The 26746-nt window shown below is 38.1% G+C and carries 18 protein-coding genes; 16 read left to right on the top strand and 2 right to left on the bottom strand.

Going from position 1 to position 26746, the window contains the following annotated elements; genetic code table 11:
* The first annotated feature begins 99 nt into the window (after positions 1-99).
* From QL995_RS17500 to traN, 5 genes are all read left to right on the top strand, one after another.
* A complete protein-coding gene (locus QL995_RS17500; RefSeq protein WP_290294717.1) occupies positions 100-7029 on the top strand; it encodes an Ig-like domain-containing protein in 6930 nt (2309 codons plus the stop codon).
* A 170-nt stretch (positions 7030-7199) separates the two neighbouring features.
* On the top strand, positions 7200-7703 hold the full coding sequence (locus tag QL995_RS17495) for a S26 family signal peptidase (protein WP_024597522.1): 504 nt from the start codon (positions 7200-7202) through the stop codon (positions 7701-7703).
* Positions 7690-9111: a TrbC family F-type conjugative pilus assembly protein gene (locus QL995_RS17490; RefSeq protein ID WP_024597521.1), complete on the top strand. Its 1422-nt coding sequence runs from the start codon at positions 7690-7692 to the stop codon at positions 9109-9111. Before QL995_RS17495 ends, QL995_RS17490 begins: the two co-directional genes overlap by 14 nt.
* A 142-nt stretch (positions 9112-9253) precedes the next feature.
* Positions 9254-10504: a TraU family protein gene (locus QL995_RS17485; protein ID WP_290294716.1), complete on the top strand. Its 1251-nt coding sequence runs from the start codon at positions 9254-9256 to the stop codon at positions 10502-10504.
* Positions 10504-13572, top strand: a complete 3069-nt coding sequence (gene traN, locus QL995_RS17480; RefSeq protein WP_290294715.1) for a conjugal transfer protein TraN — start codon at positions 10504-10506, stop codon at positions 13570-13572. Before QL995_RS17485 ends, traN begins: the two co-directional genes overlap by 1 nt.
* A 77-nt stretch (positions 13573-13649) precedes the next feature.
* Here traN and QL995_RS17475 read toward each other — a convergent pair whose 3' ends face one another.
* Positions 13650-14450 (bottom strand): hypothetical protein, encoded by an 801-nt coding sequence (locus QL995_RS17475; RefSeq protein ID WP_033034426.1) that lies wholly within the window; start codon positions 14448-14450, stop codon positions 13650-13652.
* A 364-nt stretch (positions 14451-14814) separates the two neighbouring features.
* Positions 14815-15048 (bottom strand): helix-turn-helix domain-containing protein, encoded by a 234-nt coding sequence (locus tag QL995_RS17470; RefSeq protein ID WP_290294713.1) that lies wholly within the window; start codon positions 15046-15048, stop codon positions 14815-14817.
* Positions 15049-15161: 113 nt separating this feature from the next.
* Between QL995_RS17470 and QL995_RS17465 the strand changes: the two genes are divergently transcribed.
* From QL995_RS17465 to QL995_RS17420, 11 genes are all read left to right on the top strand, one after another.
* On the top strand, positions 15162-17078 hold the full coding sequence (locus QL995_RS17465; RefSeq protein ID WP_024597516.1) for an ATP-dependent helicase: 1917 nt from the start codon (positions 15162-15164) through the stop codon (positions 17076-17078).
* Positions 17079-18456: 1378 nt separating this feature from the next.
* Complete coding sequence (locus QL995_RS17460; RefSeq protein WP_024597514.1) at positions 18457-19089, top strand: hypothetical protein; 633 nt, start codon at positions 18457-18459, stop codon at positions 19087-19089.
* Positions 19090-19241: 152 nt separating this feature from the next.
* Positions 19242-20285: an AAA family ATPase gene (locus QL995_RS17455; RefSeq protein WP_024597513.1), complete on the top strand. Its 1044-nt coding sequence runs from the start codon at positions 19242-19244 to the stop codon at positions 20283-20285.
* Between the two features lie 38 nt (positions 20286-20323).
* Positions 20324-20875, top strand: coding sequence for a hypothetical protein (locus QL995_RS17450; protein WP_024597512.1), 552 nt, complete (start codon positions 20324-20326; stop codon positions 20873-20875).
* Positions 20876-20970: 95 nt separating this feature from the next.
* Positions 20971-22062: a DUF3150 domain-containing protein gene (locus QL995_RS17445; protein WP_290294712.1), complete on the top strand. Its 1092-nt coding sequence runs from the start codon at positions 20971-20973 to the stop codon at positions 22060-22062.
* Positions 22063-22238: 176 nt separating this feature from the next.
* Positions 22239-22412 carry a hypothetical protein gene (locus QL995_RS17440; protein WP_155945838.1) on the top strand — a complete coding sequence of 58 codons (174 nt, stop codon included), beginning with the start codon at positions 22239-22241 and terminating at the stop codon, positions 22410-22412.
* Positions 22413-22544: 132 nt separating this feature from the next.
* Positions 22545-23672: a toprim domain-containing protein gene (locus QL995_RS17435; RefSeq protein WP_024597510.1), complete on the top strand. Its 1128-nt coding sequence runs from the start codon at positions 22545-22547 to the stop codon at positions 23670-23672.
* Entirely contained in the window at positions 23581-23913 is a 333-nt protein-coding gene (locus QL995_RS21735; protein WP_356948000.1) for a 2Fe-2S iron-sulfur cluster-binding protein, read from the top strand. The genes QL995_RS17435 and QL995_RS21735 overlap by 92 nt, the downstream gene beginning before the upstream one ends.
* Positions 23914-24073: 160 nt before the next feature.
* Positions 24074-25840, top strand: coding sequence for a hypothetical protein (locus tag QL995_RS17430; RefSeq protein WP_290294711.1), 1767 nt, complete (start codon positions 24074-24076; stop codon positions 25838-25840).
* Between the two features lie 31 nt (positions 25841-25871).
* On the top strand, positions 25872-26210 hold the full coding sequence (locus tag QL995_RS17425) for a hypothetical protein (protein ID WP_024597508.1): 339 nt from the start codon (positions 25872-25874) through the stop codon (positions 26208-26210).
* A gap of 104 nt (positions 26211-26314) precedes the next feature.
* Positions 26315-26572, top strand: coding sequence for a hypothetical protein (locus QL995_RS17420; RefSeq protein WP_024597507.1), 258 nt, complete (start codon positions 26315-26317; stop codon positions 26570-26572).
* Positions 26573-26746: the final 174 nt, after the last annotated feature.

Below are 26746 nucleotides of genomic sequence, written 5' to 3'. Positions count from 1 at the left end.
ACTCAAAACTTAGAGATGCCCTTTTGGGGTGCTCTAAAATTTCTGCTGTTGGTTAAATTTAAATACCATGATGTAAATTTGGGGATTTTAGGAAAAATCATGAAATCAGAAAATAAGTTTATATGTAGGTTTCTATTTGGTATATGTGCATTAATATCTGCAACATCAGCTAATGCCGATATTGTTCAATATTCATTTAAGCATTCGCAGAATGGTTCAGACGTCATTTTGGGGTCACCTAGTTCTACTGAGTATCTTAGCGTTAAGAGTACACTAGCTGTATATTCTTCTGCAGGCTTAGATCGAAAAATAAAAATAAAGCTTGTAAACAGTGCTGGTTCTACTGTTTCGTGGAAAGAGACTGGAATTATAAGTGCATCAGATAGATTTAATGTTGGTGACAAAAGTTACTACGGTGATACCGTTATGCTTGCCGCACCTTCAGATGGTCGTTATACGGTTGTTCAAGAGATTTTAACTAAAGAAAACACAATTGTAGAAACTTTTAGTAAAGAAATTATCATAGATACGGTAGGCCCAACCAGTAGCGCTAAATTGAGATCAAATTCTCATGGGTATTCAAATGACACTACATCGGCTGTTTGGAAAATTGGTATCGCAGGTAGCTCAGACCATTATGTCTTTTTAGATGATATTGAAGATGATATTGGTGTTCAAAAAATAGCTATTCGGACTTTTAGACAAGATGGCAGTGAATATAAATCAGCAACACTCGGATATAATAAAACTACTAAAACAATTCAATATAATTATCACGATCTTTTTCCTGTATCTAATTTGGATGAGCTGTTTAATGTCAAAGTTGATATATATGATTTAGCAGGAAATATTAAAACTGTTTCTCAGCCAGTTTATTATGATAACTATGCCGGCGCTCCATCAGAACCGTACGCAGTTTACGACCCTGATTCTAAGACAAGCATAGTACCGGGTACTACAGGTTATGTGCCTTATGTTGCTGGTATGGGTGTCAAGACGAATCCAATCAAGATAATTTACCGACTTGATAAGAATAATTGGTATTCGTTTAATGAAGCAGGCCTAAAAATATCTAGCCGTTTTGGTGGCGCCGGTCTTATATATTCCGATGACAAATATGCATATATTACTTTCACATCTCCTATAAATTCCTTTAATCAAAATGACGTTAAATGGGTAAATTTCGGGGCATGGGCTGGAGGGAGCATACAGTATGATTTGGTATTGGCACCTGGCGTTCCAGAAACTCCAGAATTTGGTGCTGATGCACAATTCTATTATTCTGATATTGGCTGGGATACTTGGAGGAAATATTATATATATAACGATCGTCTTCCTATTTCGATTCCTAAATTGAAAGTAAATGTATCCCCCAGAGCATTTGAACAAACTGTTGAGTTTAAAGGATACAAATGTACAGTTCCCACAGGTGGATCATCTTGTATTATTACATTTACAGCACCATTAGAATTAAAAAAAGGAACGACAGGATATATTCATAATGAGATAAATATATATAACGCTGAAAAAACACTTTACGCGCAAAGAAGGTGGGCAGAAGTAGAATGGAATGATGCGTACTACCCTGAGATTACTACAACTTACGATGAAAGTTCGACAAAACTAACTGCTGAAATTTACCAACAAGGGGAAGGCAGCTATTTTGGTAGGCTTACGTTAAGTAATGTATGGATTGAAGATAAGGCGGGTTCTGTATTTAACGTACCTAAAAAAAGAATAAGTTCAAATGGGGGCTATTATGTTTACCAGTGGGAATTGAAAGACCTACCTGAAGGCTCACACGATATAGTTGTTGCCGCAAAAGAAAATCATGGCCCTATATCAAAAGAACTAGCTGTAACTTTTAGTTCAGATAGGACTTCACCAATAGTTGAAATCAACTTTAGTAATAATAGTTCTACTATTCCAAGCCTTGATAATGTTGTAATCACTGCATACGATAATCAATCAGATATAAAGTTTAGTGATATACAACTTATTGGTGGGCCTGCAAATGAAAACGTATATCTCGCAAGCTCTTCATTGGGCTCAGATAAGTATGGGCTTCTATATCCAGTTCTGTTTCCCTCAGAAAATACAGCGGGTAATTATAAACTTAGGGTAAGTGTTACTGATGTCCAAGAAAATACTACCACTATAGAAGAAAGCTTTTTTTATGATCCTCCACGTGTATCACTCATTGATGGTAGTTCGTCAATTGTTTTACCAAGTATTAGTCAAAACCTGTTACGCCCTTCAGGCGGTAAACCTATTCAATCAAAAGAGTTAACGGTTAATGATGGTAATGTGCTTAGTGGTTCTTATCCTCTTTTTGCTACATTAAGGAGTGATGCTGTAGGCAGTGTAGTTATACAAGGTATTACTTTAAATCCTGGTGATACTAAAACTATTACCGGAAGTTACAACTTTTCGAGTAATTCTGGAAAATATAATCTTGATTTTTATCCATCTGATACTTCAACTAATACACAGGGTAGCTTACTCATTGGCACAACGGCCCCTAACGCGCCCGTTTTAGTATTTGGATACGACTTTAAAACTCTTGAGACTAAACGAGAGGTCATGACTGAACCATTTGCGATAGTCGAAAAGATGACTTCGGATGTGTCTTTGTCTGAAGTGAGTCAGTTTTGTAAATCATTAACACATGATGTTCAAGTTGCGAAAAAAAGCGATCCTTATAATTCAGCGGTGTGCTTAGTGACACACGTTATAAATGCTGTAAATAAAAAGGAAGTAACGAAAAGCGGGAAAGTTTCGTTTAGTGGATATATGGATTCTCTATCGTATGAAAATCTAAAAGTTCGAATTACTGCTTATTCAGGCTCAAATACATACACTTTAGGCGAATATACTTATGAAATACACCCGAAAAGTCCAGAGGGAGCGATTAAGTCATCACTAAATATAGATACCTCAAGAATCTTGCATAAAATTGAACTTACTGAGTTTACAGCTTCATTCGATACCTTTACAGGCTGCTCTATTACAGGAGATAAAGGTATAGCCATGGATTATGCATTTGATAAAACTGATAGTGTTGGCGAAACTAAGTGTTACCTTGAATGGACAAAACTACCGATTGGTATATCAAAAGTTGGTAGTAGTGTTACAGCCAAAGGGTATGCTGACCTTGTTGGCGCTAACACAATCTCATGGAGACTATCAATTTTCCATGATGGCGATCAAAGCTTAGTGATGTCTTCAGGATCGGTTGTAAGCAACGTTGTCATTCCAGAAACTCCTAAATTACTCGAAACCACTTTAAGCTATAGCAATGGTCGGCAGACTAAAGGTATTACGCATTTACTTAGAGATAGCAACGCAAAAGTTAAGAGCATCCAATTCGAAGTAGAGCCTAGAGACTTTGTTCAAGTAATAAAACTAAATGGACTTACTTGTAATGTACCAATTGGTATTAATGAATGTCGTATAGCACTCGATATTGGTCCTTTAGGTGAACAAGAAACTATCATTACCGGAATGATCCCTTTAAATACGTTAATTGATTCTATAATTCCTTATTTTACGTCATTAAATGAAGGTAGTTTCATCCACAAGCTAGATTGGGACTACACACCGCCGAAATTAGCGAAGGTAATGATAAACAATAAAAAGGATGGGACAGTTTTAGTTGAAGATGTTGATGGTACAGAAATAAAACTAAATGAAGATGAAGTTGCAGTAATATTGTATAGCCCATTCACAGAGATAAAAGATGATGAAACGTGGAAGCTAAATAATTCAAGTTTACTCGTTCATTCTGATGAAAAGATAACGTTTGAACAATCTGTACTCATAGATAAAAATCATTTTTTCTTTGTACACGACAAAAAAAATATAGATGAAGATAATAGTATTTTGGCAGATGATATTAATGTCTACGGTAATTACATTGTTTATCGTTATAACTTCAAATCGTTACCAGATGGCGCGTTTACATTTGATATTGATTTACGTGATCAATATACAAATGGACAAGACTACACTCATGATACTTTTATTTTACAGAGAACCGCTCCAGAGATTCAGCTAAGTTACTTACGTGATAAGGCGAGAATGGTAGAAGGCGTTTACTTTGCTACAGATTTTGGGGCTGTTACAAATCCGGGCTGGGATAGTAAAAATACGATAATTGAAGCAACATTTGGCGGCGAAAGCTTAACCTTAGTCGATGACCCCGCTGATCCACGAACCAATGTTAAATTTTTTGCTGGAGACTTAGCCACTTTAACTCCCGGTGAATTATATCCCCTTATCATTAAAGCTAAGGATACAGCAGGCAATATAGGGGTATTTAACCAAGAGTTGACCTATGCACCATCTTTTTTCAATATCAAATCTAGTACAGGTACAGCAGAGTTATACCAATATGTTCAGCGTGGTACTGCGTATGTATCTCAAAGCAGATACCTTTGTAACTATGTCGCTTCACAAGAGCTGGCAAGAGTGATCTCACGAGAAGCACGTAAAGGCTGCTACGTTAAAATTGATTCACTTCCTGATGGTATGAGTACAGTTTGGCAAGGTTGGGCTCTTAAAGTAACTGGCTCTATCAATAAACTATCTGATAACGAAATAGAATACAGCGCCTATGTCGTTAATCCAGATGGGCAAGAAGTTAGAGTAAGTAATGAAACCTTTTCTTACGATATGAAACCTGCAGAGACAATGACGTTTGAAATGTCACCAATAATAAAGCTAGACGATAGCGTTTACGGGATCATTCCTGAAAATCCAGTGCTAGCTAGATATACGTTGGAAAATGTATCCGGTGAAGTGAATATAAATGTTACGCGAGGTGAATATTCTAATAGTGAATTTATGGCTCAACGTAGTCATAAGCCCATATACGAGTTATTAGGTGTGATACGTGATGATGATGCTAACAAGCGTAACGTATTTGATAGATACCCATTTAAAGTAGAGGCTGCATACAACTTATCCCCTCAACACAACGCGGGAACATACGGTGAAGTGATTGTTTTACCTTCACGCAGAGTGGCTTTAAATTTAACTATGGAAAGTAACGACGTTATTTTAAGTACCGATGATGTACAAGTAACGGCTCATATAGGTGCATGGAACTGGCAAGAAAAGCAAAGTGACTATGATGTGTTATCGATGGGTGAGTGGGATGTTTACCTTGCATACAAAGACAATAAAGGTAAAGAACAACGTATTTCAGATGTAAAAACCAATGCAGCAAATGGACAGGTTATTTTCAATTTAAGTATTGAGGATATATTTAGAAAAAGTAGCGGTTTTTATGCGGTAGCGGAAGTTAAGTCGCCTCACCCTGAATACACAAAAAAATTAACGTCTACACCGATATTTATGCGTATTGTGCTAGGCACCGGTGTAAGTGGTGAGCTGGCGAGTAATCAAGTGCGTGGTAAAGTGCCTTTTACAACATTAGTTCGCTATGATTATGATTCGATAGAAGATATGGTTGCCGGTAATGATGCAGTGTGGCTTAAATCCAAAGACAATAAAAACTGGGAGACGATGGCTGAATATAGTGGCAGAAGTGCAATACCGTTTTTTATGGCCGAAGCAGGTGATTACTATATTAAAGCTAAAATTACGAACAAAAACACAAATGAGTCTACGACAACGCAATCACTCAAAATAAGCGGATATGATAAAGCAAGCCTTGTAATCAGTGGGCCTACGCAGGTTTATGATGGACAAGATATGAAATTAAATATGCTTGATTATGTAAAAGAGTTAACCGATTACGACGGCATAGCTCAATGGTCGCGTGATAATGGTGCTACGTGGGTTGATGGCTCACCACAACAAATATTAGTAGCAACCGGCGAGCAAGAAGTAATTTTAGGACGGTTTAAATATCATTCTTCAACAGCTGGCGCGGGTGATGAAGCATGGGCGCTTTCTCGTTTTTATGTGAGGCCTGTCGGACCAAGAACCGTTATGGCTCAAATTAAAGCAACACATCTAGTTGAGTTGGGCGTTCCCATTAAAGTAGAAGCGCAAGTTTTAAATTTAAATGGGGGTGTTGATTTACCAATTGTTTATCAATGGACTAAACCAAATGGTGAAACGAGTGATGAAGTCATATTTGACTACACACCTTTAGAGAGCGACTTAGATGCTCAAGGCCGGTTAAACTTCAAATTAAGGGCATGGATAAAAGGATATAAGTCTGAAACATTTAGAGAAACACAACGTAATTTAGAAACGTGGAAATATGTTTTTCCTGAAATGAATATTGCTGTGAGAAGTAATATTTTGGTCGCACCCGCTACCATCACGGGTATGATCGAGGTTCAGCGTAAATTTATGCCTGGCATTACATATGATTATGAATGGATACAAGGAAATGGCATTGAAGCAAGAACACCAACTAGAATTTACAGTGAGATAACCCTTAAAGATGCAGGAGTGCATGAGCTTAAAGCAAAAGTGACTGACAGCCGTGGTATGAGTCGGATATTAAGCAAATTTGTTGATGTAATTGAGCCAGATGAAACGAAAGGTACTTTTATCTATTTTCCGTCGAACCGATATAGTCGCGCTCCATTAGGCCTTGTAACAAGAGCCCAAATGACAGGAGGCCATCCAAAGGACTATATAATAGATTACAAATGGTTCGTTAATGGGGTTGAACAAGAAACACTACAATCACGCAGTCCAATGTTCCGCTTTGAAATTGAAAATCCGGGCAATTATGAGATAAAAGCAGTTACAACGAGTCAATACGGCCAAGTAACTGAGGTTATCGAAAATTATACAGTTAATGCCAATTCATTACCTGAGTGTGTCAGTGATCAACTTGTTCGTTCTGGAACAATCCGAATTACAGCTAACTGTAAAGACAGTGATGGTTATGTAATAGGTTACGACTGGTGGTTTGATGGCGAATACGTAGGCCGTGGTGCTGCATCTACTCAGTTACGATTGAGTGAATACCCAAGCATGACAGTAAACTATGAAGCAATTGATGATGCTGGTGGACGTACAAAAGGTTCATTTAGCTGGTAGTTAAGCCAAAAATAATAGCCCCATCTAATGCAATATTAGGTGGGGTTTTTTCATTTCAAGCCCTCTTAATTTCATTCAGTAAATTTACAGCACCTATATTTGTACTCTCTATTTTTTAACCTTTCAATTTTCATGCTTGATAATAGTGAAAATTATCAAGGGCGAACTAAATGAAAAAGCATGTTCCAGCAATTCTTGTTGCAGTTTCATTCATATTTTATTTTTTATATTTTTCTTCTCGGTACACGCTGGCATACCCACCAGGGCACAGTGCGTGCCTTAATGCGTCTTTTTTTCTGATAGATAAGTGGGATACAGACATTGAACAAGGCGATTTAGCTTATTTTGAAATGAATGTTGAAAATCAATTCTACCCAACGGGTTTACGTTGGATCAAAAAAGTTGCTGCACTGCCTAATAGCGTCGTATCAGTCGAGGAAAATAAAGTTGTGGTAGACAATTTAACAGAGTTTCCTCTGTCACTAAGCCACATCATAACCGCATTAAATTTAGCTGATAACAGTATTGGCGAAATTGAAGATTATACAAAAGTAATTCAACTTGAAAATGATGAAGTATTCATGATTGGAGAGACTATTAACAGTTTTGACGGGCGCTTTTGGGGGCCTCTAAAGAAAGAACAAATAAAAGGAACAGCTTATGCGATTTTCTAAATTGATGACTTTAATCGTTGTTTTATCATGTGGCGCTCACGCACAAACTGCAGAAGAACATGCAGCAAAGGTAAAACAAGATGCAGCCAATGCAGTCAAATCAATTGATCTTAACAATTCCCCGTTTGAAATTCCTGAAAGTATGAAGGAAAAATTTAGACAAGCTGCTCAGAATAAAGGTGATTTTGCTCTGCCAGATAGCAGTAATAGTGCTATGCAAGAGATGACACCTGCGCAACGTGAACAAATGAAAGTAGCGGTTGATAATGTTAAAGCAAGAACAGAAGAAATGAAGGCAAAGGGTTGGTTAGATGCATTTGATAAAGAAACGGTGAACAAGCAAGTTGATCAATACCGAGCGTCTGCGCAAATGCTTAGTGAGCAATCCACCAGCTCTCTTGAGCGTGCGTTACATGAGCATGCTGGACTAACAAAGGAACAAGCTAGCCACTTTAATGCAAGTGCTGACACACCAAAATCACGCCAAAATGAAGCCAATGAAAAAGCTATATTTATTAGTTTTTCAATGGACAGAGAAACAATAAAAAATATTATCTATTTAGCCAAAAAGGAAGGAGCTGAGGTCTATGTAAATGGGCTACACCCACAACATAAAATGGTTAATGAAACGATGATGTTACTGCGCGAAATTGTTCAAGGCATTGAAGAACCGCCTATTGTTCGCTTTAACCCAACTGCCTTTAAAAAGTACGATGTAAATTCAGTACCTACGATTCTTTATCGTGAACTTGATAGATATATCATTGCCTCGGGTGTGACTAGCTTTGATTGGTTAGAAATGGAATATAAAAATCAAACCGAAAGCGTAAATTATGGTGTAACAGGCCCTGTTAGCCAAGTTATTGAAAAAAGCATTATTGATGAAATGAAAGAGCGCATGGCTAATTATGATTGGAAAGCTCAGCGTAAGCGCACAATAGATAGTTTTTGGTCACGACAAGATTATACCCCACTCCCTAGAGCCACCAGCACAGAAGAATGGTTAATTGATCCAACAATATCGGCATCAAAAGATATAAGCACACCGCGTGGCGAACTGATTGCTAAGCAAGGCTCAGTAATGAACCCACTTAAAGGCCATGGTGTTGGCTTTACGACAGTTATATTTAATGCGACTGATATTAAGCAAGTTGAATGGGTGTCTAAAAAGTTAAATGAAATGAATACGGTTGGCCAACTGATGTTAATCACCTCACAAGTGAGTAAGCAAAAAGGTTGGGCACATATTGAAGCTCTACAAAATCAGTTTAAACAAAAAATATTTTTAATGCCAAAAGAACTGGCATCTCGATTCCAACTATCCGCCTTACCAGCAGTCGTTAAAACTGATTTACAAAAATCAATGCTACACGTTACACAATTCGATATTAATGAGGAAGATAAATGAAAATTATACCCGCTTTATTTTTCGTGGCCGTCGGCATCTGGATAACTTACACATACCCTGATGTTGCCAAGCAAGCATACTCTTACATAGTTGTAGGTGTTAACTGGGCGCTCGCAATGCTCAATGATTTAAGGGGGGCTTAATGTCATTCTTTAATATTAAAAACTGTTACAAAAGTGGAATGACCAAAAAAATAATGTATACAGCATTATTCTTTTTAGCTCTTATAGCTTGTACTGCAAAGGCTGAAGATGTAATTCCTAGCGGCGGTGGCACTGCTACAAGTACCGACGGTGTAGGTGCTTCATCTGTGATTTGTGAAGATGCAAACTTATTTACGAGTGTATTTACAGGCATTTGCTGGGATTGTTTTTTAGATAACGTTTCATTACTTGGTATTGGTAATCCTCCAGACGGTGCAGCGCCCCGCTCTCCCGTTTGTGCGTGTGAAGATAGAGCCGGTGTTCCTCAGATTGGTTGGCCGCTTGCATTTTGGCAGCCACAACGAGTAATTGAAGTTACAACTATCCCTTGGTGTAGTGGTGGTTTGGGCGGTATTAGGTTGCAAAATAGCTATGAGGGGCTTGGTCATTCAAACGAAGCGCCTAAAGATGGCACACGCTCTACGAGTGGCTTTTATCAATATCATTACTATTCATACCCAATAATGGTGATGCTACAAATGTTTGTTATGCCTTCATGTAGCTCTGAATATGTTGACTTTGATTTAATGTATCTGAGCGAAGTTGACCCATTGTGGCACAATGATTTACTTGCTCTACTGTTAAATCCAGAAGCAATTATATTTTCTAATCCAATTGCACAAGCTTATTGCTCTTTAGATTGTGTTCGCGCAACAGCTGATGCACCGATTGAGTCCTCATTTCCTTGTGCCGGTTGTGATGGAAACTTATACCCGTTAACAGGCTTTGTATATCCTCAACCAGACCAAGTAGCAGCAACGTCATTAATATCGCAAAGAGCAATTGCTTCACTACATCGTAAAGGTTTAGCTAGAAAGACTATGGGGCCTGAAGCTCAATGTGAGCCTACGTGGGCACCAATGACACCTAGATCTCAATATAAATTCTCTATGCTGTATCCAATACCTGAATCAAGCACTACACCAGTACCTAATTTTGAAGTAGATGATGAACTCACTGGTCCCGATTCTATTCAAGCAACAGCTGGTGAAGGTGAAAGCATAGAGGCGTATGAAAACTGTTGTCATCCTATGGGTATGTCTACAGCGCGTTGGTGTGTCCCCGTTGGGGGAAGGAAACGACCAGGTAAAGATAAAACGTTTTTATATCTAATTTGGAACTATCGTGATTGTTGTGTAAGAGATTTACCCGGTGGTGGTGGTTCTGGCGGCACAGAGGGTGGTGAGTAATGATAAAAAATATAGGGGTCTATGGTTCTCTTATCATTTCTACGATGCTAATAAATTCTAGTGCGTTAACGGTAGGTATGCTTTTAAGTACATACTCAACATCAAGTTACGCTCAAGATGAAGACAAAATACTAAAGGACTTAGATAATAAGTACGATATTAGTAATCCGTATCGCCATAATTTAGAAAGCAAAACCTATGATTTAGCGCCGCGAGCTTCAAGGGATATGACAAGCCAGCTTGAGACTATGATCCTAAAGTCTAACTCAAGGACAAACACGCTTGATATAAAAGGTACGACAGGCGCAAATGCGGATATGACAACGGCAGTGAAGAATGCAAATGCCGTTAGCTCTACCCAAATAATGCCCAGTGTTGACCCTACTACAAATGACGTAAATGTTAAGTTAAACAAAAGCCGAGCTTTTGAAACGTACCGCGATTCAAGTGGTGCAATCAAAGTAAGGCTTAAACCAGGGGCAGACTCTTCACTTTCACCTGTAAGCGTATCAGCAGATGAAATATATTCTTCTGAATTAAATCACGGACAAACAAAATGGGAAGGTGAAGGAACGTATGAAGATGAAGATGCCTTTTATCAAGCTGGCCGTGATTCTAATGCGAGACTTAGCTCAACGGCTAACAATACAGGCGAAGCTGTTGCTTATCGAACAGTTTTAAGTAATGCCCAATCGGGCGCACAACAAACTGTGCCCGATGCAATAATGGCACAAAGCTATGCAACATTAGATGAATTAGAAACTGGCGGTGCTGGTTTCTTTGATTCATGTGGATCAACAACTGTCGCTAAAAGTGGAAATTTATACGCCCCAAATATTGAAGAGAGGTTTTGTCAAAGGATACAAAAAGATAATCCATTTCACTGTCAAGTAAAGCGAGCCGTCCCTGTTATTTCAGATGCAGTGCTTACTGTAGCAGGTAAAGGGCGAAATATATTAACAGTAGAGTTTAATCTTCAAACAGGAATTGTTAAAGCCATAGAACCAACGGATTCGATTGCCTTTGATTTTAATGTAGCTGCAAATGATGCCTTTAAGAACATGTGTACAACTGATCCAGATGCAGTTTTTAGCCGTGTTACATTAGATACTTGGGAAGGAACTAGCCTGCCGGGTAAAATAGATAAATCTACGATAATTACTGAAGTTCAAGCGCCAAGCTGTGCAAATGGCTTAGTGGGTATAATTAGCATTAAAGATAAAACAACGGAGGAAACCGGAGATACAGATTGGATTCTAAATGCTCAAGCAAAATATAGATTTGTAGGCCAGCTTGGTGAAGATACTCAAATTCCAGAAGGGTGCTATGACGCGCTTACAAGTGAAGATAAAAAAACAAAGGGACTAACTTCTTTCCCACCAGATCCAATTACGGGCGAATTCGAAGTAAATGGACAATGTACGTTTACTGGTTACCAGACAATACAAGGTGGCTTACAGGGGTATGATGAAGAAATGCTAGCCTCTACCCAGCCATGGTATGAAGGCGATATAGAAAATATATCGTGGGAAGTTAACTTAGATGGATATACTTGCGATCCCTTTAAAGGTGAAAAAGTATGTACTAACGTTGAGCAACCCGATGGCTCGGTTGCTGAGGTGTGTAGGTCGTGGGACGAAATTCAATCTACAGGTGGTACGTGTGAAGCTTATGAGGAAAAAGATGAATGCGTCGAAATTAAAACTGAGTGTACAGATGGTTTTACCATTGACGGTTGGAATTACTGCGTAAATGAAACAGTTACCTATGAGTGTGATACAGGCTATGACGTTGACTTTGAATACGAGACAACTGAATCATCATGTGAAGGTATGTTGCCATGTTCAGGTGGTGAATGTAGCTGGGGTGAAAAAGAAGAAAACGAAAACTTCCTTAAAGCTGCGGCTATAGCAAACGTTATGGAGCAAATACCAGGCGAAGCTTCGTGTGATGTGCCGGGCGATTTATCAACCTGTCGTATTTTTGAAGGTGAAAGGCAATATTGCTCATGGGCTACTGCTTCAGACTGGGGTAATGACTGTTGCGAAGCACCGGAGGGTATCGACTTTCTTGATTACCTAAACATGACACAAATGATGCTCAAGTTTGAAAATCAGCAAATGGGTGGTGTGTTTTCAGAGCCTGCCGCAGAGGCTATTAATGGGGCCTGGTCTACGGTATCTGACTCAGTGACTTCTACAAACGCTTGGGAAAGTGTTAGCTCATTTTATACTAGTGCCGTGGAAACAGTTACAGGTAATGTTGCAACCGCTGTACCGGGAGCGGCTAGTGGTTCTGCAGGAGCTGCTGCTTCAACTGTAGCAGAAGCGGGCTTAGGTCCTATGACACAATATATATATCAACTAATTTATGACGCTTTACCAGAAGAGTTGGGTAAACTTATGTTCTCAACAGCTGTGTCAACTGAGGCAGGAAGTGATGCAGTTGTTACTGGTTTAAGTGATGGGATGGCAAGCGCCGCTAACTTCTTGGGTGCGGTAATGTTTTGGTATTCTATGTATCAGTTAGCACAACTGGTTGGTTCTTTATTAACAGCATGTGATGAAGTTGATAGTGATACGGCACTTAAACTTGAAATGCGTCAATGCTATGCGGTGGAAGATAAATATTGCGCTAAAGAAGGCCTAGGAGTTTGCTATATGAAAAGGCAGGATTATTGTTGTTATGGCTCTATTTTAAGTCGAATAGTTATGGAGCAAGCTCATGTATTGCTGAGTAAAGATATGACAGAGTGTTCAGGGTTAACGCATGAGGAACTACAAGCACTAGACTTCAATCAAATAGATCTAAGTGAATGGATTGGCGTAATGATTGAGTCAAATTTAATTCCCGAGTCGAATCAAGATGATTTGAGCGCTGGTGGTAGGTATGAAAACACTGAATACAGAGAGACACCCACTGAAAGGACTCTACAAAGAACAAGCAATGCCGCTGAGGGAGCAAAGGCTATTAAGGAAAAAATGAACGAACCATTGGATTGTTCAAAGTACCCGCGTCCACAAATTTGTGAGTTCGGGTTTACCCTTGGTAGTGAGGAAGGCGGCTGATATTCGTTAGGATGAAAAAATGCCAGCCTTAATAGGCTGGCAACTAGAGTAAAATGAATAACTAATTTAGAAAAATATTAGTTTAATTTAAAAGAAGAATTTTCTTTAGTGAATAAATGCATTGTGTCGTTATGGATTACGTAAGGAGCTGGAACAGTGTATTTAACCCCACTACCCCAACGACCGAATGTTTGTGGTACTACCGCAAAACCTGAAGTAGCAATAGCCATATCAGTGAAACCTGCATACCCACCATGGAAAGTTACTGTAACAACACTTTTTTGTTCACCCTGATAGTTTACCTTTCCAGTTACCTCTATGTTTACTGGCGTAGAGCATGAGCCTTCGTATTCACGTTTTACGTTAATGAATTGCCCAGAGTTATTAGCAAGATCATACTTTAATTTTGGCTGCCCTGTTTTATCACACAGCGCTCCATCAAACATAAACATAAAGTTGTTATCTCTGCCATCAGCACTAAGCCTCATAATCCCAATGTAATTGGAATTTTCTATTTTTTCAAAAGTTTTTGTTAATCCAGCTTCTACAACTTTTACTGCTTCAGCATCAACATTAGGGTTAGCTAAATCACCTAAAAAAACAAGCATAGGTTTCCAATTAAAAGCTCGGTCTGCTTCTGATTGAGCGCCCATGCTACCAGCTAAATCGATTAAGCCACCTGTTAGGAAAGACATTGCATACTCTGCCCCAACTAATGCACCATTAGCTTTGAATTGAGCCTCTTCTGGTAACGCTACATCAGACAAACCTGCGGTTTTACGTGTCATTTTAGCCACATTTAATGCAAAGCTAGCATCATCGTCAAATTGATAAACTTCATTTGATTCCATTGTTATAACTGGTGGCTGAGTAGACATACAAGCTGCCAATGAAAGCGTTGATAGTGCTAAGATTGATTTTTTTATGAAGTTCATTTTTTTAATCCAAATGTTTAATTGTATGTATTAAAACATATTTGTAGAAATAGGCCACCGATTGAAATCAATATTAGAGATTATATGAGATGTAATCGCCATAGCTCTTCTATTTCAAATACTTTTTTAGTATAGGTATCTTGAATTACGCCACCAGCGGTGACTGTCACATACAAAACTCTACTAAGCCCACTTATCTGGCGATACTTAAATGAAGCATGGCAACCAGCTACTTTTTTTATTGCTTGTGAAAGCTCGTCAATGCTCTAACAAAGAAAATCTTCTTTGCCTATTGTTTGAATTTTAATCATTGCTGTAATTCATCCAATACAAGTCCTGTCTTAAATTGAGAAACATGACTTCGCAATATGAAAGATAATTTAATAAGTTGACGCTCTTGCGGTTTTGCCTTGCCACTTTCCCAATTAAGGTAATCGCTTACTTGTACATCTAATTTAGTGGCAACAGTTTCTGCCGAAAGTAACTGCTTCTCTCTTTGTGATTTGATACGTCTTCCAAGAATGCGACTGTATTTGTTCATATACATATTTATCCTACTTCGAATTTACAGAGGTCATTTTTACCTATTGTAAAATTTAGGCTACTGAACAGGAAATATTAGAATGTATGTTTTAGGCACTTGTAAGATTACATATGGCATTAACAAACGATCAAAACGCGGTAGTTGAACACAGAGACGAAAACAAACTTGTACTCGCATTACCCGGAAGTGGGAAAACCCATTTATCAATAGAACTGGCCAGTGAGATTATAAAGGCTAATGAAATTAATAAACTAATAATGGTTACTTTTACTCGTTCCTCAACAAAGGAAACAGAGCATCGTATTTCAAAATTAATCAGTGAAAATGACTTAAAGCGAATAGATATAAGAACGTTTGCCAAACTAATACTCGACCATGCTCGACCGTTATTAGATGGGCGTAGTTTAATAATGGGACCAACACACGATTCATTTAAACGCCGCGCAGTAGGTACAGATGAAAAAAATCTACAATTTATAGATACTCAATACCCTGTAGAATATTTAGAATCAAATGGGGATATTGGCAAGCTTTCTGAAATTTCAATAAAATATCTACAAGCACTTTGGCAGTACAAAAAAGTTGATTTAACAACATTAAGTATAGAGCTTATTTTTGCACTAAGAGCTAAGAAAATTGAGCCTTTAGATTTCACTCACATGCTGGTGGATGAATTTCAAGATACGTCAGCAATAGAATATGCTTGGATAAAAGAGAACAAAAAAGAGAATAGATCCTTTACGGTCGTGGGAGATGATGACCAAGCCATCTATTCTTGGCGTGGCGGTTTCGGTTACAAAAACATGGTTAAATTCCAAGAAGAATTTAAAGCCAAAGCTTTCCTGTTAAGTATTTGTTTTAGATGTGCACCAGAGATATTGGCGTATGCAGCAGAGCTTATTGACTATAATGTAGAACGTATGCCAAAAAGCATGAACTCTGCAAAAGATCCGGGTGGCAGAGTCGTTTTCAAAGACTATACACGTTTAGATATTGAAAAAGCACTTAAAATTGATCCAGAACGTATCCACCAATACAAAAAGGAAACTGTTACAAATAGAATCGTACCAAGTGGATTATCTTGGCATTACCGCAGAGCAATTGAAAATTATCTTAACCTCATCAATCAAAAAGTGTACGCCAATAAGCCTGATAAAGTCATTATGAGTAAAACTTCGGTACCGTTTGAATGCCAAGGCGTAGTAGCACTAGAAATAGCTCAAAACCCCAAAGGCTGGGCTGTGCTAGCTCGAACCAATAAGTTATTGGATTTGATGCAGGAAGAATTAGTTTACTTAGATATTCCTGTCGAAAGGATTGGTGGTAAATCTATATGGGAGTCACCATTGATTGTTGGTTTAGTTAGCTTATACAGAAGCTTATCGAACCCGAAAAGCATGGTGTTTATTGATGATGCACTTAGCTTTATAGGTGTACCGAATAATGTTATTAGTGAAACCCATAAGCATGTTGTAGAAGTTGGCGATATAAATAAGGTTAGCTCACTATCATTGCCAGAAAACAAAAACCTAAGTATTTATTTGGACTTGGCCAAAAACATACCCAGTAATGACGATGAAGAAGGAATAGATGAGTTTATCAGTAAAGTTTTTAATGTTGCGTCAGTAATATCAAAGGATCACGAACGCGCGGTTAATAAGCTGCGGTTAGTTTCAGACCGACTACAAGGTTATAGCGGGTCACTAAGAATGAGGGTTTCAGCCTTGATTCGACTCATGCAGATGAAAGACGAAATAGACCATAGTGATAAAGATAAGGTGATACTGGCCACCATGAATGGCTCAAAAGGACTCCAGTGGGAAAAAGTATGGGTAATAGATGTTGAAAAGAATAGAGTACCAACAAAATTTAGAGGCGATAGCGACAATGAGGACAGTAAGTTAGCATTTTTGGAAGAAGAAAGGCGTTTGTTATACGTGGCGATCACTAGGGCTGAGTCACTTTTACATATAAGCTATCGCCAGGGCAAGCACTCGCAATTTATAGAAGAAATGCAGCCAGCTTAGGCGTTTCTTTAACGGAAGTAGTCTTTTATCAGCGAGGTCAGAAAACCATTTGGCCTTGCTTCAATTTTTTAAATAAAAAACAGTACAAGCATTGTAAAAAAAGTAAATGCGTTATATATTCGAAATTCGCTACGGCGACAAACCCATTTTCGCTACGGTGAAAATAAATCGCTACGGCGATAAACCCCCTTTCGCTACGGCGAAAATAAATCGCTACGGCGATAAACCTCTTTCGCTAAGGCGAAAATAAATCGCTACGGCGATACCCTTTTCGCACCCGCGAACGGTTTGGCTAAGCCAAAAAAATGAATTTAAATAAGAATACCAACCCCCCTCCCCCAGTGAGCATTAGCTTATCTGGTATTTGTCATGCTTAAAATTTATTGAAAACATAACTGCCTAGTTATGTCCTTAATAATTTTTACCGTTTTTTTTAACTGAAGTTTTTAACTTCGACTCCTTGCATGGAGTATAACCCTTAGCGGCTTTACATCCCTGTATCGCGACGGTTCAACCTTTTTAGGTCAATGAATCATATGCTACGGCATCAACCCCAAACCCAACCAAATAGTCCAGCTATTTGTAAATTAAAAAAACGGAGAGTAACCACTCATGCGAAAACTTAAAAAAAGCGCACTAACCCCTAAGGCAAATAAAAACATCTTTAGTAATTTTTTCAACCTCGTTGGATTAGTTAATAAATGTATTTATCTGCCGACCTATTTAGTTTCAAAATTTTTTCATAGCGAAAATTTCTTTGGGCGACTCGTAGTTTTGTTTATCTGGCTTTTGAATGTAATATTTTTAATGTTTATTTCATCTACCATGACAAGCACAACAGGCTTATTAACCAATTTTAGTAACTTTATTGTTTCGTTTGGTCTTTTAAGTGCAGTTCCCGTTTTAATTATTCAATTTAGAAAAGACTCTTTTTAAGTTTAACCCCTTAAATCGTAACTAAATAAACCCAAGGCAAATAAAACACCATTAGCTACCCATTCAACCTCGTTGAATTTGCTCGTTAATACTTTTATTTTCCACACCATTTAGTTAACACACTTTCATATCAAACAATATTTAACCCTGCTGTACTGATTATCTTAGTTTTGACTGTAATATTTTTTCTATTGCTTTCACTACCACGGCTATCTTTACGCACTTATTAACTAACCCTAACAATATTTATTCTTTTGTTTTGTTTAGCTCTTTAAGTTTGGTTTTTTGTTTTTGTTTTAATTTTTGAAAGTTTTCTTTTTAAGTCCAACCACTTAAATCGTAACTAAATTTAACCCAAGGCATCAGCCTAAACCCTACGGGAGTATTTATTCACTCCTTTGGGGTGCATGTACTCCCGTTTTTTATATCCCGGAGAGTAACCATGCAAACCCATGCAAAGAAAAATAAAGTTAACCACCTAGACAAAATTGAATGCGTTTATCGTATACAACACCACGGCTCTACTATTAAAGCTTGTGCTAAACGTTTTGGTGTTACTGATAAAAAAGTAATTAGTTGGCTTTCGATGCACGAAAAAGGTGAACTTATTAAGCAACATACTCAGTGGTCACCAAGTTGGAATAAAGAAAATGTAATTCAACATCCGTTGGATTTAGATATATTGCAGGCAATTAAGCGGGGAAATCCCACTTATGAAGACTCAATTATCTCTTTGTTCGACCCTGAACTTGATGCAGTTAATTGTATATCTCATGTTGAATGGAAAGATGAGGAAATTGAAAGGCTATGCTTATGGATGGTTGATCGTTCTTTAGAAATTCTTCGTGATGTTGCTGTTGATAGCGACGACTTAATTGTTGAGCTTGAGTTCGTTAGTTCTAACTATTTTGCTTTGATTTGTAAAGCGTTTGGCTTTGATCATGTTGAACTCCGTAAAGGAATTTATCATGAGCTTAGACTTCGCGGCGTAAATGAATTTGCATTAGAAATGTTAGAAATATCAGCTGTATATACTCGTTCTGGAGTTACTTATGTTCCTAAAAGGGAATACTAAGCATTCTCTAAACAATGTACTTACATGCGTATATAAAGTTCTAAACCCTTTATTTAATCTTAAAGATTAAATTTAAAACCCTAATCGGGGATAGTTTTCCCTGATAGGGAAGATCTATCTCCAAAAAACTTAATTCCTTTTGGAGAGTAACCATGTCAAACACAAACACGGCAGAAAACGTAACAGAAATTCAATCAGCAAAAGTAAACTACAACGAATTAGAGAAAGTCGATGCACATAGCATTTTCCCTGATTTTTTCACTCCCGGTGAAAGAAGTCTTACTCGTCGTAAAAATCGTCACCCTGATTGTCAAGGCTCTAACAAGTATTACATTCCGACAGAAAAGACGCTTAAACGCTTATTATCTTGGTGGATGGCGCCTGTTCAACTTCAAACTTTTGGTTTGCATGGTGAGACAGGTACAGGTAAAACTGAAATGTTACTTTTTGTAGCAGATCACTTAAATGAACCTGTATACATGGTTAAATGTCACGGTAGCTTAATGCCAGAAGATTTAGAGGGTTCACGAGTTCTTATGAATGGTGAAACACCTTTTAATCCTGGTCCAGCTGCTAAAGCTTACGCTAGCGGTGGGTTAGTAATTTTTGATGAACTTGATAAGGTAAATCGCAACACTGGTGCTGCGATTCATGGATTACTGGAAGGTAAACCTTGGCCTATAGAGCAAATTGGAAAAACACTAACTAAACACTCATTGTGTCGTATCGTTGCCACAGGTAACACGACTGGTGAGGGCGGCTCAGAGTTCTACACTTCTTCACAGAAGTTAGATGATGCCTTACGTTCACGTATTGGTTGGTACAGAACGTATTACCCACAACCAGCACAAGAGTTAAAAATAATACAAAAGCAATTCCCAGCAATCCCATATGCTCTCGCACACAAGATGGTCTTAGTCGGTAACGAATTAAGAAAATTACGTGTTGGTGATGATGGTAAAGGCATTGATGATCCAATCGGTTGTATTTTTAGTACACGAACATTGGTTAATTGGGCTTTTCATACGATGGTATTTGGTAAAGATGCGGAATGGCGCGAAGCCTTAGATTTCTCTATGCAAGGCGGTGTTGATAGTGATAGCCAAGAAATAGTTGATGCAGTATTGCAGCGACTATTAGGTTTAGATCTTGATAAACCAAGTGGAGAAGTTTTTGCCTCACACGCAAAAAAGTAACAAGCTCTTCCATAAAACCGGTAGCTAGTTTTTACGATATGACAGACAGTTTAGATTGTTCCGTTTTTGAAGCTCATGAGTTTCCAGACGGTTCATTTAAAGCAATGTCTATCGGTACTAATGCTAATGGAAAGAGATTATCGGTTACATTTAGTTGCGTTGGAGTATTTACTGGTCTTAATAGTATATACAGAAAAGTTAGTGATATTGAGTGGGTGGATAACAATACGCATCTTGATGATGTTGTTACACACTTTACGATTAAACACAGCACTGAATACAAAGGACAAGAAGCGGTTGAATTAGGCTTTCTAGCATGTAAGCCGTCTTCGTACCCAACAGAGTCTTTCGATGTTATTACTTTAAGTAAAAGCAAAGATGAACTTTGGGCCATTGGTCACTTTAATAATGCTCTTTATGTTTTTTACAAAAAGAGCAAACGTTATGGTGATTATTGGATACCGCAAATAGTAGATAGTAAAGTTTCTTCAAGAGATCGTATTCAAGAAAAGCTGGATGATGGTTATTTAACTACCATTAATAGCTTTGAGTTCGATCACAAAACTAGAAACTTAGAATATTGTAAGTAGAGGCTAACACCTCTAAACCTAAACCCTACAGGGGCATAATAGCCCTGAACAGGGTTGTTATGCTCCGAATTTATCAAACCCCCCGGAGAGTAACCATGACAACCCAAACATATACAGTCGATTCAGCAAAAGAAGCTTCTAAACTAGCCGCAAGCAATGCCAACTTAGATATTAAAAGTGGCGCTTGTTTAATTTCAGTAGAAGTTCAAGGAGCATGTGGCGAAAGTATTATCTCTGATAGTAAATCGTTAATAGATGGACAAGTGCTCGACTCTGAGTTGCTTTCAGGTACTAAGCTACGCTGGTTCCCGAAAGAAAAACTTAGATTTGTTAGTAAGTGTTCAGCGCAAGCTCGTCGTGCTCTTAATCAACGAGGTATTAGCTTTGCAAAAGGCGCTACCCTTGTACCAATCAGTCAATTAGATGATTTGATTACAGAGTTACATGAAATTGATACTGAGTTTAAAGCAGAAGTGCAGAACCTTAGAAGTGAGTATGAAAACACCATTGAAGACCATATTTTAAATAACAAGCCTGTAGAGGCCTATATTAGAAAATGTTCAGATGAAGCCAGCAAATTTGCTAGTCGATTCACATTCAAGGTGCACCCACCAATGGCAATTCAACCTCTTTTTGATGGTGATGAAAATGTTATCGCTGAGGAAGCTAGTCAAACTTTGTTTGATGAAATTTCTAGCGAAGCAGCTGAAATCTATCAAAAGTCGTTTCTTATGGCAGAAAAAGCAACAAGCAAGAAGTTAAAACCAGTTTACGCTCTACGCGATAAATTGATCAATTTATCTTTCTTGGATTCAACTGTTGCCCGTGTAGCTGAGCGCTTTTCTGAAGTGCTTAATGAATTACCTTTGACCTACCCTTTAATGGGCGGTGATTATCACAAAGTTTGTCATTTTTTGACACTTGTAAGTGATCGAGCAAAAGTAATTGCTTATGGAAAAGGTGGTGATGAGCTAAGCGAAGTTGAAGAAATAGAGGAAGTTGAAGAAGTACCAGAAGTGGATAATGCGTTAATTGCAGAGTCTAGTATAAACACTGAAGATAACCCTTTCAGTGATAACCCATTTGGAGAAGCAGTAGAACAATCAAGTAGTGACCCATTTAACTCTGAATTCATAGTTCAGCAGGAGAATGTGGCTATTGATAGTTTTGCTTTTGATGGTTGGTAATTAATTTTATCAATTGTTAGCACCAGTAAAAGCCTAGCGCTTTTGCTGGTGGCTTACTCCCTAAAAACACTTTTTTTGGAAAGTTTTTTTAAAGATTAAGAATATAAACCCACGCGGGTACACCTACCCGCTTGGGCATGGTTGTACCCCAAATTTAGATATTTTGGAGAGTAACCATGAAAACCGATTTAAAGAAAATGCTTGAAGGTAAAACTATTAAAACTGTAGTCCGTGGAGATTACGTTTTTAAAACAGTTGAACATGAAGGTAAAGATATTGTTGTAGGTGTTCGTTCAGTCACTACTAATAGTTCTCGAAGAATTGAGAGTAGTGAACTAGTAACTGCATAACCACCATCCAAGCTCGCTTTTGCCCGCTTGGGTGGCGAGCTTTCTTTTTACCGGGTCACGGTGATCACCAATACACCTGAGACTCGGATGTATTGGGATCACCGTGATTTCGATATATGAGGAAGTAATATTATGAACTACAACAATTTCGACAAAATTAACCATGTTAAAGCATTAGTAGACCAAAGTGGCGGTTGGGAAAGTGTTCTTTCAAACTACCATGGTTTAGCGCAATCATTTGAAAAAGGTACTAGGCAGCAGCCTTGTCCTTTAACCGGTGGTGGCCGTACTAAGTTTAGATGGTTTCGAGACTACAGAGATACAGGTGGGGCATATCATAATGATGTTGGGCCTTTACCAGATGGTATATCAGTTGTGTCTTGGTATGTAGGGTGTTCTGTTTCACAGGCTTTAGATGAAATTATACGTATTTGTGGCGGTGACTTATCACGAGTTACTGAATCAGATGCAGCTAAAGCACAACGTAAGCATACCCAACAAAGCGCATACAAAACGTCAGAAGAGGCCTTAGCAAAAGCTAAAAAAGTTCTTAGGAACAATAAAGCTCAAGCTAAGCCAATTTTGAACACTCATGCGCAAGATTACCTTCGCAATCGTGGTATTAATTCGGACCTTACTAATATGTCTGATTTGGGCTTTCATCCAAAACTTGCATATAAGGAAAGCGATGAAACAAATTGGCAGCACTTCCCCGGAATGCTTGCCATGGTACGTGATGTGAACGGTAAACCTGTCACTATGCACCGCACTTTTCTCGACACAAAACTACCGGTTAAGGCAGATATTATGCGCAGCAAAATGATTTTTGCGCCTATATCTGATGTTCGAGGCTGTTCTATTCAATTAGACCAACCAATAGACGTAGGTTTTGGAGAAAAAGTTATAGGTATAGCTGAAGGCATTGAAAATGCACTTAGTGTTCGTGAAGCTACAGGAACTCCTATGTGGGTCGGTATTTCGGATCGTTTAATGGAAGCTGTTAAGTTTCCAGATGACGTTACGTTTGTCCTAATTTGGGCTGATATTGAACCTAGTGGGGCTGGTCTTGCTGCAGCGAAGCGCTTGAAGGAACGTTTGGAAAAAGAGGGCAGAAATGCAGAAATCTTTGTACCAAATTGTCCTGAAGGTGTTGATAAAATTGATTGGAATGATGTTTATCAGTCAAAGGGCTTTGATGGTTTTCCACCAGCTCTTAGGCCGGAATTTCAACTTGATACTGGAGTTGTTATTCATGATTAAAATCATCACTTCGTCGCGTCAACATCACAGCGTAGAAAGCAAAGGCACAATACTTCAGAGTCTTGAACAAGGCTCCGTTGTACACAAGTCACAGTGTAGAACTGGAATTTGTGGCTATTGTAAGTGCAAATTAAAGTCGGGTTCAGTGACTTACGTCACTGAGCCTTTAGGCTTTATGTCAAACGATGAAATCTTGCCATGTATATCAATTGCTAATGGAAATATAGAAATAGAGAACTGAAAAGGGAAGTCCTTTTTGGTCCTCTATTTTTCATTTTATTGTTTCTCTAAGCAGTAAAACGAAAAGCAGATGATATAGAACTTAATAGCTCCGGCTATAAACCCTTAAATAAAACCCTATACGGCTTAGCCGTTAAACCCCCTATGGAGAGTAACCACCCATGAAATCAAAAAACAGAGTTATAAAAGTAGCTAGAGTATTATCAAAGTTAATGAGTGACAGAGAAGGTATTAAGGTCACTGTTGGTGGTAGTACGGCTTATAGTTGTGGTGGAAGAATTAATATTCCATTTGGCGATTTTACTGATCCAGATTATGTGTCTATGACGCATGGTTATATTGATCATGAAATTGGCCATGAAAAACACACCAGTTTTTCAATCAACTTTAAGAGTAAGTTACATTCAAATTTATGCAATATCTTTGAAGATGCACGAATGGAGAAGTTAGTAGGTTCAGAGTATCCAGGCGCTAAGTTAAACCTTGAAAAACTTGTTTTAATTGCAATTAAGAAAGGCTTGTTTAGTGAACCAGTGAGTTCTGATAATCCGTTATCACTAGTATTAACATACTGCTTATATAAAGGCCGTGTACTTGGTGCAGGCAACCTTTGTCTAGATCAATATGCTGAACAAGCTTTAGCGTATTTAAAAGCAACCTATGACAATAACTTTATACATAGTTTAACTGAAATAGTACATGGAATTACAAACACTCGTAGTACGCGTGATTGTGCAGATATGGCTTGGAAAGTTATTGAGCTTATGAAAAGTACAGATGAAGAGGAGCAAGAAGAACCTGAAAATGGTGATGATAGCGACGATTCAGAAAGTGATGAGCAATCAGATGGTGAGCAATCAGATGGTGAGCAATCAGATGGTGAGCAATCAGACGATGAGCAATCAGACGATGAGCAATCAGACGATGAGCAATCAGACGATGAGCAATCAGATGGTGAGCAATCAGACGATTCAAGTACGGATACTAATGGAAATGAAGCCTCTGCTGAAGACCAAGAAAACGGTAATCAAACTTCACGAATCATTAAGTCAGTTATAGATGCTATCGAAGACGATAATATTGAAGTACCTGACTTTCATGAAATGATAGCCGAAGAATTGAGACAAGAAGCAGAAAACTTTAGCCCTTCTGAAGATGATTCCGAACTCCGAGATATATTTAGTAATACGTTACCTGTAACGACTAAATGGAAAGAGATGGGGTTACCTTTTAATAATCCTGAATTAATACCCAGTGCAGGCAAGGCGGTTTACCGTACCCTACACAGAGCGTTAATTGATGACACAGAGGAGTTGAATGGTTTTAGAAATCGTGGCCGAAAATTATCTAGCAAAAAACTAGTTGGATCGGTTTTAGGTGATGATCGCATTTTCAAAACACCAGTAATAGAAAACGAACTGAGCGCCGCTATTAGTATTTTAATAGATGCGTCAGGTTCTATGGCTGGTGGCTATCAAGAGATTGCTAACGCGGTAGCATTAGCAATGTCTAAGGGTTTGCAAAGCTTACAAGTTACAAATGAGATTGGTTTTTACTCGTCTGAGATGTGCCTATATATAGCAAAACCTTTCAACCAAAAATATATCGATGTAAAACGCTTTCAAGTTTGTTCTGATTTATACACTCCAAGCGGTGAGGCAATGAAGTCTGCATTAATGAGACTAAATAGCCAATCTGAAGATAAGAAGTGCTTATTCCTCGTAACTGATGGTGAGCCTAGTTGTCCGGGGTCATTCATTGAGGCCTTAGAGCTGGCAAAGATATTGGGTATAAGCATAGCTGTATTAGGTGTGGGTATGACTAGAGATAACATAGATGGTTTAGACGATAAATACTTTACGAATCTAGAGTGCGTTTCAAACCTAAAAACTGCGTTATCAAAAATAGTAAAATCAAACATATTTTAACTCTGTAAAATATCGTATGTAGGAGCGTGTTATGGATGGAACAGAAATTGTTTCAGGCTATGCAAAAACTGTTGTTCAAGTTATTGCAGCTACTGTATGTGGTGAAATTATTCATCAAAGTGATTTGACATCATTAGATATTGAAGTAGGAAGTTTCTACTGCGCTGTATCTTATGGTGAACAGATAACTCGTACTGAGTTAAAGCATTTAGATGCATTGATTATTGAAAACAACCCAGCATTATCGGGTTTGATTTTTAATATTTACAATGAAGCTAATAACTTTTTAGAGCCGATTTATGATCTTACTGAATCAGTAAGTGAAATAGATTACTTAGCAGAACAATACGAAATACATTCTCAGCATTAATATGAGAATTAACACCGGCAATTAAATAATTGCCTTAAACATTAACCCAAAAGGGGGTCGCTCTCCCTTTTGGGATTGCTCCCCCTCAAATATGAGGATAAGCAATGAGTAATAATAAGAAAAACTTCGACCAGATACTTGTTGAACTTGTTCTGATGGCTATATTAGTTGGTTTCATACCCAGCTTAATTGTAGGAGCTTTAGAAGACTCTTTTGGAGTTTGCATAAGCCAAGTTGCAGATGTGTGCCACCAGTTACAAATTCAAGGTTTAGTTAAAGCTATAGGAGCATTAATTTGTTCTGTAGCTGCGGTTGTCGTTTCATTTACTATTTCAAAGCAATACAACAAAGAGGACAAATAATATGGACACAAGTATTTATCAAATAGCTACGTTAATTGTGGTTTTGGTGACATTCAGCACACTTGCTGGAGGTCTTTACTTGGTAGCCAATAGGTCTTCTAGTTGATTTTGAAATAAACCTGTTTAATTAAAGCGTCCTTTAGGGCGCTTTTTTTTGCTTAAATTTTACTGCCG

Origin of the sequence: Pseudoalteromonas sp. APC 3358 (genome assembly GCF_030408075.1) — a bacterium.
Classification (GTDB): Bacteria; Pseudomonadota; Gammaproteobacteria; order Enterobacterales; family Alteromonadaceae; genus Pseudoalteromonas; species Pseudoalteromonas arctica.
This window is presented reverse-complemented; position numbering and strand designations above follow the sequence as displayed.